The 12,214-nt window shown below is 66.3% G+C and carries 8 protein-coding genes; 4 read left to right on the forward strand and 4 right to left on the reverse strand.

Annotation, left to right across the window (positions count from 1 at the left end; genetic code table 11):
• Positions 1 to 22 precede the first annotated feature (22 nt).
• Positions 23 to 907 (reverse strand): LysR family transcriptional regulator, encoded by an 885-nt coding sequence (locus ACS7SF_RS14520; RefSeq protein ID WP_439890428.1) that lies wholly within the window; start codon positions 905 to 907, stop codon positions 23 to 25.
• A gap of 125 nt (positions 908 to 1,032) precedes the next feature.
• Between ACS7SF_RS14520 and ACS7SF_RS14525 the strand changes: the two genes are divergently transcribed.
• Positions 1,033 to 2,445, forward strand: a complete 1,413-nt coding sequence (locus ACS7SF_RS14525) for an MFS transporter (RefSeq protein WP_439890429.1) — start codon at positions 1,033 to 1,035, stop codon at positions 2,443 to 2,445.
• A gap of 9 nt (positions 2,446 to 2,454) precedes the next feature.
• Here the strand turns inward: ACS7SF_RS14525 and ppc are convergent, their stop codons facing one another.
• A complete protein-coding gene (gene ppc / locus ACS7SF_RS14530) occupies positions 2,455 to 5,442 on the reverse strand; it encodes a phosphoenolpyruvate carboxylase (protein ID WP_439890430.1) in 2,988 nt (995 codons plus the stop codon).
• Between the two features lie 108 nt (positions 5,443 to 5,550).
• Between ppc and hemC the strand changes: the two genes are divergently transcribed.
• Genes hemC through ACS7SF_RS14545 form a run of 3 tightly spaced genes read left to right on the forward strand, consistent with a single transcriptional unit; the run spans position 5,551 to position 9,893 of the window.
• A complete protein-coding gene (gene hemC / locus ACS7SF_RS14535) occupies positions 5,551 to 6,567 on the forward strand; it encodes a hydroxymethylbilane synthase (protein WP_439890431.1) in 1,017 nt (338 codons plus the stop codon).
• Positions 6,568 to 6,582: 15 nt separating this feature from the next.
• Positions 6,583 to 8,697: a fused uroporphyrinogen-III synthase HemD/membrane protein HemX gene (hemDX, locus tag ACS7SF_RS14540; protein ID WP_439890432.1), complete on the forward strand. Its 2,115-nt coding sequence runs from the start codon at positions 6,583 to 6,585 to the stop codon at positions 8,695 to 8,697.
• A gap of 2 nt (positions 8,698 to 8,699) precedes the next feature.
• Positions 8,700 to 9,893, forward strand: coding sequence for a heme biosynthesis protein HemY (locus ACS7SF_RS14545; protein WP_426397543.1), 1,194 nt, complete (start codon positions 8,700 to 8,702; stop codon positions 9,891 to 9,893).
• A gap of 53 nt (positions 9,894 to 9,946) precedes the next feature.
• On the opposite strand, the gene ACS7SF_RS14550 is transcribed toward ACS7SF_RS14545, so the two are convergent.
• The gene (locus ACS7SF_RS14550; protein ID WP_439890433.1) at positions 9,947 to 11,287 is read right to left on the reverse strand and encodes an MFS transporter; all 1,341 of its coding nucleotides are present in this window, start codon (positions 11,285 to 11,287) and stop codon (positions 9,947 to 9,949) included.
• Between the two features lie 111 nt (positions 11,288 to 11,398).
• Positions 11,399 to 12,157, reverse strand: a complete 759-nt coding sequence (locus ACS7SF_RS14555; RefSeq protein WP_439890434.1) for an SDR family oxidoreductase — start codon at positions 12,155 to 12,157, stop codon at positions 11,399 to 11,401.
• Between the last annotated feature and the right edge of the window lie 57 nt (positions 12,158 to 12,214).

Here is a 12,214-nt window from a genome sequence, read left to right on the forward strand (position 1 = left end):
GCGCCGCCACGCTGGAAGCGCGCTACGGCGCGGCGGTTTTTTTGTGCGCGTCAAACGCCTCGACGATGCAATCGAGCAAGGCGCGCACGCGGGCAGTCTTGTGCAGGTCGGCATGGGTGACGAGCCAGACGTCCTGCAGGCTGCGGCGGTTGGGCAGCACGCGCACCAGTTGCGGATACGCCTCGGCCCTGCGGCAGACCAGCTCTGTCATCCCCATCCCTGCAGCCACGGCTTCAATCAACGCTGTGGCCGAGTTGCTCTGCAGGACCACACGCCCACGCGTGATTGGCTCCCCGCAGAGGTCGTCCCACATCCACGGCACTTCGTTGCGCGGGTAGAGCACGAGGTCATGCCCTGCAAAGGCGGTACCTTCTTCCGGCTCGCCGCGTGCGGCAACGTAGCTGCGGCTTGCATAGACACCGGTTTCCATTTGCCCGATGCGCCGCGCAATGAGGTCAGGCGAATCCGGGCGTAGCGTGCGCACGGCGACGTCGGCCTCGCGCTTGGTCAGGTTGGCGATGCTCTTGGACGCCATGCAGATGACGTCGATGCCCGGATGCTGCTGACGCAACCGTGCGATGGCTGGCAGCACGAACGTGGCGGCCATGGTGTCGGTCGTGGCCACGCGGATGGTGCCGGCCAGTTGTTCGTCGATGCCGGCCACGCGGCGCTCGATCGTGTGTGCCGCTTGCTCCATCGTTTCGGCGGGGCCGATCAACGCTTCCCCGGCGGGCGTGAGCACCAGCGTCGTCGACGTCCGCAGGAACAGCTTGGCCGACAGCTCGTCCTCCAACCCGGCAAGGCGGCGGCCGACCGTGGCCTGATCCACGCCCAGGCGCTGTGCCGCCCCGCGCAGCGTGCCGGTGCGTGCCACGGCGAGGAAGAAGCGCGCGTTGTCCCAGTTCACGGTTGGCTCCGAATGTTCGTCGTTGCGTGATGCATTTTTGCTGTTGTGCGATGCAAAAACGCTGCTTTTTTGCATGTATTCCCCAGCCTACACTTGGCTGCATGACATTGCCAAGCGATTCCCCCATGCCTACCTGCAACGCCATTTCTGTATCACCGCCGGCGGCGGACCTCAGCCGCTGGCGCCGCAACGCTACGCTGGGCATCCTCACGTCGGGCGTGTTCATGGCGGTGCTCGATACCACCGTGGTCAACGTGGCACTCATCGCCATGCGCGACAGCCTGCACAGCAGCGTTGCCGAGCTTGCGTGGATCGTCGACGCCTACACCCTGGCGTTTGCTGCCTTCATCCTCACGGGCGGCTTGCTGAGTGACCGCATTGGCGCGCGCACCGTCTTCATGGCGGGGATGGCTGTGTTCATCGTGGCGTCGGCCGGCTGTGGGCTGGCGCCGTCGGTAGCGACGCTCATTGCCGCGCGCATCCTGCAAGGCGTGGGCGCGGCGATGTTCCTGCCGAGTTCGCTGTCACTGATCCGCAGCACATTTGAAGACCCGCGCGAGCGGGCCTGGGCCATTGGCCTGTGGGGCGCCATCGTGGCCACGGCCGCCGCCGTAGGCCCGGCGCTGGGCGGCATCCTGGTCGACACGTACGGCTGGCGCAGTGCGTTCCTCATCAACGTGCCGCTCGGCGTGGTGGGCATGCTGGGGACGTGGGTGATCGTGCGCCACGCTCAACCGGCGCGTGCCCGACCGTTCGATTGGGCGGGGCAGGTGACCAGTGCGGTGATGCTCGCGGCGCTGTGCTTTGCGGCGATTGAATGGCCGGTGCGCGGTGGGCAATCCCCGTGGGTGTGGGGCGCCGCGCTGTTGATGGTGGCGGCCGGCGCGCTGTTTGTCATGGCTGAGCGTCGCGCGCCTGCTCCGCTGGTGCCGCTGGCATGGTTTGCGCATCGCACGCTGGGCGCCGTCAATGGCATGGGTTTCCTGCTGAACTTCGGCTATTACGGCGCGCTGTTCATGCTGAGCCTGCACTTGCAGAACGCGGAGCACCTGACTGCGCGCCAGACCGGGCTCGTCATGCTGCCGATGGCAGTCAGCCTGTCTGCGGGCAACATCTCTGCAGGCAAACTGATGGGGCGGTTCTCTGCGCACAGCATGATGCTGAGCGGCTTGCTGATCGCTGCATTGGGTTTGATGGCGACGTCGGCTGCGCTAAGTGGGCACGCGCCGCTGTGGCTCGCCAGCGTGACGATGGTGGCGTACGGCGGCGGCACCGCGCTGGCGATTGCGCCGATGACGTCGACCATCCTGTCTGCCGCACCGGGCGAACTGGCCGGCACGGCATCGGGCCTGCTCAACGCCGCGCGGCAGACCGGCAGCCTGCTGGGCGTGGCAGCGGCAGGCGCCGTTGTGACGGTGGTGCCCGACGTGGCGCACGCCGCGCCCACCGTGTTCGGCCTGATGACGCTGTCCTACGCAGGTGCGATGGCGATGGCCTGGATCAGCCGTCGGCCGGCCGCCACCGCGCTGGCGGCTTGATCAACCGCTTCAACCGCTATTGCGAAGACCCGCCGCAATCCCGTTGATCGACAGGTGGATACCGCGCCGGACACGTGCATCATCGCTGCCGGCGTTGCCCGAGCGGAAGCGCTTGAGCAGTTCCACCTGCAAGTGGTTCAGCGGGTCGAGATACGGGAAGCGGTTCTTGATCGAACGCGCCAGCAGTGGGTTGTCCGCCAGCCGTTCAGCGTGGCCGGTGATGGCCGCCAGCATCTGCTCGGTCAACGTGAATTCCGCCGAAATGCGCGAGAACACTGCGTTGCGCAGCTTGCGGTCGTCGCACAACTGCGCGTAGCGCGAGGCCACGTTCAGGTCGGCCTTGGACAGCACCATGTCCATGTTCGACAGCAGGTTCGCAAAGAACGGCCATTGCTTGTACATGCGCTTGAGCGTGGCCAGGCGTGCGGTGCGGGCCTTGGCGTTGCCGGCGTCGTCGAGCCATCGCTGCACGGCGCTGCCAAAGCCGAACCAGCCCGGCAGCAGCAGACGGCACTGCCCCCACGAGAAGCCCCACGGAATCGCGCGCAGGTCTTCGATCTTGCGGTGCTTCTTGTCCATCAGCTTGCGCGAGGCCGGGCGTGAGCCGAGGTTCAGGTCGGCAATCTCGGTGATCGGCGTGGTGGCGAAGAAATAGTCCTTGAAGCCCGGGGTTTCGTAGACGAGGTTGCGGTACGCAGCAAAGGCGTTATCCGACAGCGCCTGCATCGCGGCTTCGAACTCTTCCAGGCCCTTCGGGCGGTTGCGCGTGGGCAGCAGCGTGGCTTCCAACGTGGCCGCAACGATGGTCTCCAGGTTGCGCCGGCCGATTTCGGGGTTGGCGAACTTGCTGGAGATGATTTCGCCCTGCTCGGTCAGGCGAATTTGCCCGTTCACCGTGCCCGGCGGCTGCGACAGGATGGCTTGGTAAGTCGGACCACCGCCACGGCCCACCGTGCCGCCGCGGCCGTGGAACAGGCGCAGGCGCACGCCCTTGCGCTCGAACAGCTCCACCAGCGCCAGCTCGGCCTTGTACAGCTCCCAGTTGGAGGTGAGGAAGCCGCCATCCTTGTTGGAATCCGAATAGCCGAGCATGACTTCCTGCTCGTTGCCTTGCGCCGCCAGCACGGCATCAAAGCCGGGCAGGGCGAGCAGGTCGCCCATGATCTGCGAGGCGTTGCGCAAGTCTTCGATGGTCTCGAACAGCGGGATCACCATCACGTCGAGCCCCACGCCAGCGCCATTGGCGTTCGCGCGGAACATGCCGGCTTCCTTCTGCAGCAGCATCACTTCCAGCAGGTCGGACAGCGTCTCGGTGTGCGAGATGATGTAGTTGCGCACGATGCGGTTGCCGTAGCGGGCACGCACCTCGCGCGCGGCGCGGAAGATGTCGATCTCTTGCGTGGTCTGCTCGCTGTATGTATGGAACGGCAGCGTCAGCAGACGCGGCTGTTGCAGCTCGCGCAGCAGCAGCGTGCGCTTGTCCGCTTCGGACAGCGCCGCGTAGGCACCTTCCACACCTGCCACCTTCAGCAATTCGGCGACGGTCGCTTCATGCACGTCCGATACCTGCCGCAAGTCGATGGACGAGAGGTGGAAGCCGAACACATCGATCGCCCGCGCCAGCGATGCCAGGCGTGCATCCGCCAGTGCCTCGCCGTGGTGTGCCGCCAGCGAATCGGTGACGATCTGGATGTCGGCGCGCAGCTCTTCCGCGCTCGTATAAGCCGGAGCCGGACCGACGGCATGGCGGCCGGCGTCTTCACCGGTCAGTTCGCGGCACGTCGCAGCCAGGCGCGCATACACGCCGATCAGCGCGCGCCGGTATGGCTCATCCGAACGATGCTCCGAATGGTCGGGCGACTGCTCCGCCAAGGCCAGCAATTCGGCGCTCACATCCACTTGCGAGGTCGACATCGACAGTTCGGCGCCCAGCGCGTGGATCTCGTCGAGATACCACGCGAGGATCACGCTGGCCTGCTTGCGGGCGGCGTAGCGCAGCGTTTCTGCCGTGACGAAGGGGTTGCCATCGCGGTCACCGCCGATCCACGAGCCCATCTGGAAGAAGGGCGCCAACGGCGTGGGCTCGCCACGTGCGCCACGGCGTGGGAATACGGCAGCGACGTCCTCTTCCAGCTCGCGGTACAGCGCGGGAATCTCGCGCAGGAACGTCGTCTGGTAGTACGACAGCGCGTTCTCGATCTCGTCGGCCACCATCAACCGCGTGGTGCGCAGCATGCGCGTCTGCCACAGCTTGGTGACGTGCGCGCGCAGCAGCGTCGTGTTGCGTTCGCGCTCGCGGGTGGTCAGTGGCGTGTCACGCTCGGCGAGCAGGCGGGCGATTTCACGCTGCGCATCGAGAATGCTCTTGCGCTGCACCTCGGTCGGGTGGGCCGTGAGCACGGGCACGATCAGCGCGGCATCGAAGAAGCGGCGTAGCGCTTCACCCGAGACACCCTCGTCAGCCACCGACAGCAGCGCGCGCATCATGCTGCCCGGCTGCGGCGGCGAGCCGGCCAGCGCATGCACGCGACGGCGGCGGTTGTGGTGCTGGTCTTCGGCAATGTTGGCCAGATGCGAGAAGTAGCTGAACGCGCGCACCACGGAGTTGGTCTGCTCACGCGACAGGGCTTTCAGCAGGCGGTCGAGTTCCTGCTCGGCTTGGCGGTCGCCGTCGCGGCGAAAACGCACTGCGGTCTGGCGGATGGTCTCGACCGTTTCGAAGGCGGCGCCGCCTTCCTGTTCACGCAGCACGTCGCCCAGCAGGCGGCCCAGAAAGCGGATGTCCTCCTTCAGCGGCTGGTCTTTGGCGGCTGCGCTGCCGGATGAGCGGCGCGAGGTTGGGCCGAGCGATGCGCCGTTGGTCTCATCCGCGCCATTGGCTTTTGCAGCCGATTTTGTGGCCGCCTTGGGCGTCTTGCTGGTTTTGGCGGGGGCGGCGGATGCCTTGCGGGCGGGGGTCGCGCGCGAGGAAGCGCGGCGCGCGGCGGGCTGCGTCATGGTGTCTCCTAGGTTGGATCGGTAAGGTGCCTGAACGGCCCTTCTTTCTGCATCACTTCAACGTGATAGCCCGGCTGTGGCGAAAAAGCTGCGTGCTACCATTGCCGCATGTCTTCTCATGCCCGCCCGACTTCCGTCGAATCCCAGCTTGCAACGACTCCTGCAGCCCAGGCGCCGACCAAGCTGGTCATCGCCTCGCGCGAAAGCCGGCTTGCACTTTGGCAAGCCGAACACGTGCGTGCTGCATTGCAAAAATACTATCCCGCGTGCGACGTGTCCATCCTGGGAATGACCACGCGCGGTGACCAGATTCTCGATCGCTCGCTCGCCAAGGTAGGGGGCAAGGGTTTGTTCGTGAAGGAACTGGAAGTCGCGCTGGCCGAGGGGCGGGCTGACCTGGCCGTCCACTCGCTCAAGGACGTGCCGATGGAACTGCCCGAAGGCTTCGTGCTGGCTGCCCTGCTGGAGCGCGAGGACCCGCGCGATGCGTTCGTGTCCAACGACTACGCTGATCTGGCGTCGTTGCCGGCGGGCGCGGTGGTCGGCACCTCCAGCCTGCGCCGGGAGGCCTCGCTGCGTGCACGCTTTCCGCATCTGGTCATTCAGCCGTTGCGCGGCAACTTGGATACGCGCCTCGGCAAGCTGGATCGCGGTGACTACGCGGCCATCATCCTCGCTGCTGCGGGGCTCAAGCGTTTAGGGTTGACAGATCGCATCCGCTCGACCATCGCACCGGAAGAATCGCTGCCGGCCGCCGGGCAGGGCGCGCTGGGTATCGAAATCCGCGCCGACCGTGCTGATGTACAGACCGCGCTCGCACCGCTGCATGACACACGCACCGCGCTGGCCGTGACGGCCGAACGCGCTGTCTCGCGCATGCTGGGCGGTTCGTGCCAGGTACCGCTGGCAGCGTTCGCGCAATGGTCGGATGCCGGCACGTTGCGCCTGCGCGCGTTTGTGGCCTCGCAAGACGGTACGCGCAAGCTGGCCGCCGACGGCGAAGCCGCGCCCACCACGCTGGCCGAAGCCGATGCGCTGGGCGCACGCGTTGCCCAGCAGATGCTGGACGGTGGCGCGCGCGACATTCTCGCCATGATCGGCGCCGACACCCCGCCCGCAACCTAATCTCTACGGCACGCTATGGACGATCGCTTGCCACCCTCATCCAGCGCGCCCTCCGCCGCTAAACCAGCCGAACCGCCCGTGGTGGTGGTGACGCGCCCGCGCGCGCAGGCACCCATGCTGGTTGCTGCGTTGGAGCGTCACGGGCTGCGCACCCACCAATTCCCGCTGCTCGATATTGCGCCGACGCCGAATCTCGAGGATCTGCGCGCCGCATTGAGCGATCCGTCGCGCTATGCGCTGGTCGTGTTCGTCAGCCCTAATGCCGTGCAGCAGGCGTTTGCCGCCATGCCGGAAGGGTTCCGCTGGCCGCAGGAAGTGCCGGTGGCCGTGGTGGGCCCCGCCAGCGCGCAGGCCCTCGCCACGCACGGCGTTGCGCCGCCCGCGCATCGCGTGATTCGGCCCGACACGCATGCCGACGACGCGCGGCAGGATTCCGAAGCGCTGTATGCCCAACTCGACGTGGCATCGCTGCGTGGCCGCGAAGTGCTGATCGTGCGCGGCAACGGCGGCCGCGAATGGCTGGCGGATCAACTGCGTGAAGCCGGTGTCTCGGTGCGCGCGGTGGAAGCCTATCGCCGCAGCGTGCCCGTGCCCGATGCCGCGGCATGGAATGCGTTGCGGATCGTACTGGCCGGCCGCCATGCGTGGACGCTGACCAGCTCCGAGGCCGTCCGCAATCTGGACGACCTGGCGCGCGCCAACCTGACGCCCGCTGATCTTGAAACCCTGCACGGCGCGCCTTGCTTTGCATCGCACGCGCGCATCGTTGAGCAAGCCCAGTCGCTGGGCTTTCGCAATGTCACGCTCACCGGTGCCGGTGACGACCGCCTGCTCGCCAGCGTGCTCGCATGGGCGGGGCCGGTGACGGCGCTGTCCGCAGCACCGGCACCAACTGAATCGAATACTCCTCTTCCTTCCTCCACCGTGACGCAGACTCCTGTTCCCTCGTCCGCTCCGGCGCCGACGCCCGCGGCCGCCACGCCGAGCCCGGCACCGATCCCCACGCCTGCACCCACACCCGCTGCCTTTGCCCCCAGCATGACTGTCAACCACGCGCCGCGTCGTGGCGGCTGGTTGATCTGGACCGTGCTGGTTGTGGTGGTGGCCGCCGTGGCTGCGTTGCAGGTGCGCAATGAACGCCTGGCGCGCGACATCCGCCAGCGCGCGCAGCAGAATGAAGCCCTGGCGCAGGAAATGCGCGTGCTGTCTCGCGCGGACCAGGATGCGGTTGCCCAGTTGCAGCAAAAATTCGGCGCGCTGGACGCTCGCACCACGGAAACCCGCGACCGCCAGTCCGCACTCGAACAGGCCAGCCAAGACTTGCTGCGCAATCGCGACGATTGGCAGCGTGCGGAAATCGAACATTCGCTGGAAGTGGCCGCCGACCAGTTGCAGTTGACCGGCAACGTGGCCGGTGCACTGGCTGCGCTGCAGACCATTGATGCGCGTCTGGCCACCATCGACAAGCCGCAGTTCGTTGCCATCCGTCGTGCTGTGGCGCGCGACATTGCCAAGCTCAAGGCGATGCCGTCGATTGACCTGTCGAGCGCCGCCGGGCGCCTGGATGATGCCATCAGCGCCGTCGATACGTTGCCGTTGGTTTCCGCTGCACAGCCGCTGGAGGCCGAGCAGGCCGCACAGGCACCGCATGCCGCCTCAGCAAAATCGGCCAAGAATGCCAAGGCCCACGCAGCACCGGCTTCGGCGCCGGCCGCATCAGCGGCACAGGCAGGCACGGGATGGTCTGTGGGCGTGCGCGCCTGGTGGGGACGCCTGTGGGACGACCTGCGCGGCGAGCTGAGCCAGATCGTGCAGGTGCGCCGCGTTGACCAGACCGAGGCGCTGCTGCTGTCTTCCGATCAAGCGTGGTTCCTGCGCGAAAACCTCAAGCTGCGTCTGATGAATGCGCGTTTGGCACTGCTTTCGCGCAACGATGCGGTGTTCCGCGCAGACCTCGGTCGCGCCGACACGCTGCTCGCGCGCTACTTCGACGTGCAATCGCCGCGCGTGACCACGGTGCAGACGCAGCTGGCGCAAGTGCGCTCGGCGGTCGGCACGCTGCAGGTGCCGACGCTGGTTGACAGCCTTGCGGCCGCCCGCGGCCAGCGCGGTTTGGATAGTAAGGAGTGAGCATGCGCTGGGTATTCTGGGTCGCGCTGCTGTTTGCTGCCGCCGTCGGGCTGGCGTTGTTTACCGAACTCAACCTGAGCAACGTTGTGCTGTTCTACCCGCCGTACCGGGTGGAGATGTCGCTCAATTTCGTGCTTGCCGTGCTGCTGGCGACGTTCGTGGCGCTGCATCTGGTGATGCGCTTGTTCCACCACGTGGCGGGCATGCCGGCGCGTGCCGCGGCGTATCGCGAGCGCAATCGCATCCTGAAGGCCTCGGCTGCGCTGCGTGAGGCGATGGAGAGCCTGTTCGCGGGCCGCTTCGGCCGCGCCGAGCGCCTCGCGCGCGAAGCACAGGCGTGGGACGCGCAACGCGAAACCGCCGCGCTGATCGGCGCCCGCGCTGCGCACCGCATGCAAGAAACCGATCGCCGCGACGCATGGATGGCCGAGGTCAACTCGCCCGACCGTGAGCAAGCGAAGCTCGTGTCGATGGCGGAATTGCTGGTCGATGCACGCGATGCCGAAGGCGCGCTGGAGAAGATCGCGCAACTGCAATCGCAGGGTTCTCGCCAGATCCAGGCGCAGCGTATTGCCCTGCGCGCGCACCAGCATCTGAAGAACTGGAGCGAGGTGCTGCGTCTGACGCGCGCGCTGGAAAAGCGCAACGCCATCCACGCTGTGCTGGCTGCGCGCCTCAAGCAGATGGCCTGCGAGACCCTGCTGACCGAGCGTCGCCACGATGCCGATGCGCTCAACAGCTTCTGGCGCGAGCTGACCACCGAAGAACGCCGCTCGCCGCGTATCGCGTCACAGGCTGCACTGTATTTCGCGCAGCTCGGTCGCACGGACGACGCCAAGCGCATCGTCGAAGATGGCCTGAAAGCGCATTGGGACGGCCGCCTGATCCGCCGCTATGCCGATTGCGCCGTACCTGGCAAAGCGCTGCCGCTCATTCAGCAGGCCGAGAAATGGTTGACGCAGCATCCGGTGGATGCCGACCTGTTCTACACGCTGGGCATGCTGTGCTTCAAGGAGCAGCTCTGGGGCAAGGCGCAGTCGAGCCTGGAATCGGCGCTGAAGTATGCCGACGCCGATCACCACGGCAACCTGCGTGCGCATGCGCATTTGGCGCTGGCGCAGATGTATGAGCAGACCGAACGCCCGGAAGAGGCGCAGCGACATTACCGGCAGAGCGCGCTGCTTGCCGTGAAATGAAACAAGGCCGGGGGAACCCGGCCTTTTTCATTGGTGGCGGTACGGCGGCGCGGCTACTTGTTCACCATGCGCGCCGGCACCGACAGCGTCAGGATCGCCCCCAGCACCATCGACGCGGCCAGCATGTACATGCCTGAGTCCGTGCTCTTGGTCGCATCCTTGAGCCAGCCCACGGCGTAGGGGCTGAGGAAGCCCGCCAGATTGCCCAGCGAGTTGATGAGCGCAATGCCGGCGGCCGCACCCGTGCCGGCCAGGAAGGCGGTCGGCAGGCTCCAGAACAGCGGCAGCGTGGTCAGGATGCCCATGGTGCCGAGCGTGAGTGCGGCCATCGCCAGCGTCGTGTTGGTGTGCCACACGGCTGACAGGATCAGCCCGATGGCGCCCGCCACAGCAGGGATGGCGATATGCCAACGGCGCTCGCGCAGACGGTCGGCACTGCGTGCGACCAGGACCATGGCGATGACGGCCGCCCCATACGGAATCGCGGTCAGCAGGCCCACGGCAAACGGATCGGCCACGCCGGTCTGCTTGATCAGCGTCGGCAGCCAGAAGCTCACGCCGTATAGGCCCATCACGAAGGTGAAGTAGATCAGGCTCATCAGCCACACGCGCGGGCTGGCCATGACGGTGCGGATGGGCGGGTCTTCCTTCTCGGCGTCTTCGGCGGCGATGTTGCGCGTGAGGAGGGCCTTTTCTTCGTCGGTCAGCCACTTGGCGTGGGTGATGCGGTCGTCCAGGTAGGCCAGCACGGCAATGCCGACGATGATCGACGGAATGCCCTCGATCAGGAACATCCATTGCCAGCCGGCCAGGCCGTAGACACCGGCAAATGCCTTCATCGCCCAGCCCGAGATGGGGCCGCCAATCACGCCCGACAGCGCAATCGCCGTCATGAAGAACGTGGTGGTGCGCCCGCGCCGCGCCGCCGGATACCAATACGTGAGGTACAGGATGATGCCCGGGAAGAAGCCAGCCTCGGCCAAGCCCAGCAGGAAGCGCATCACATAGAACATGGCCGGCGTGGTCACGAACATCATGGCGGCCGAGATCAGGCCCCACGAGATCATGATCCGCGCGATCCAGAGGCGCGCGCCCACGCGGTGCAGGATCACGTTGCTCGGCACTTCAAAGAGGAAGTAGCCGATGAAGAAGATGCCCGCACCCAGGCCGTAGATGGTCTCGCTGAACTTGAGGTCGTTGAGCATCTGCAGCTTGGCAAAGCCAACGTTCACGCGGTCCAGATACGCAACCACGTAGCACAGCAGCAGGAAGGGAATCAGGCGCCAACTCACCTTGCGGTAGGTGGCTTCTTCAAACGCACTGGCGGATTGGGGCAGGGTGCCTGCGCCGCTGGCCGGTGGAGTGGGTGAGGTGGGTGGGGTCGTCGTGGCCATCGGGTCTCCAGCGTTGTTGTGAGTTCAGGCCGAGTACGACTCGTTACCTACCTCGGCCCGGAAAACCGCCACCGCATTCTGCGCTGCGCCACGCTGCCCCGGCAACAGGGTTTATACGCAGCGCCCGCCATCCACTTCCAGGCACGTGCCGGTGATGAACTCGGCCTCGTCCGACGCCAGGTAGAGGCACGCATTGGCCACATCCTGCGGCGTGGAGAGCCGCCCCATCGGAATCGTCGCCAGAAAGCGGGCGCGGTTCTCGGGCGTATCGGGCATGCCCATGAACTGTTCGATGAGGCCAGTGGCGCCCATCACCGGGTTCACGCAATTCACGCGGATCTTGTCCGGTCCCAGCTCGGCCGCCATCGCCTTGCTGGCCGTGATGACCGCGCCCTTGCTGGCGTTGTACCAAACGAGCCCTGGTCGCGGCCGGATGCCCGCGGTGGACGCCACGTTGACGAACACGCCGCCGCCGCGCGCGCGGAAATGCGGCACCATGTGGTGCGCCGTCCAGTAGATCGACTTCACGTTCACGGCCATCACACGGTCGAACTCGTCTTCGGTGATTTCCAGGATCGGCTTGTTCTTGTGCGTGGTGCCGGCGTTGTTCACGACGATGTGCAGATCGCCATAGCGCTCCAGCGTTTCGCCCAGCAGCGCGGCGACGGAATCGCCCTTGGACACATCCGCCTGCACGAAATGTGCGTCGCCTCCCGTGATGCGGATGGCATTGGCTACGCGCTCGCCGGCCTCGGCATTCAGATCATTGACGATGACGCGCGCGCCTTCACGGGCGAAGGTATGGGCGATGCCTTCGCCGAACCCCGAACCCGCGCCGGTGACGATGGCGATCTTGCCGGTGAGCCGCATGGTGTCTCCTTGTCTGAATGCTTATTGGTGAGGTGGTTGATGCTGTTGGTGCATCCC

The sequence above is a fragment of the Ralstonia sp. 25C genome (assembly GCF_051904805.1).
In the GTDB taxonomy this organism is placed as follows: domain Bacteria; phylum Pseudomonadota; class Gammaproteobacteria; order Burkholderiales; family Burkholderiaceae; genus Ralstonia.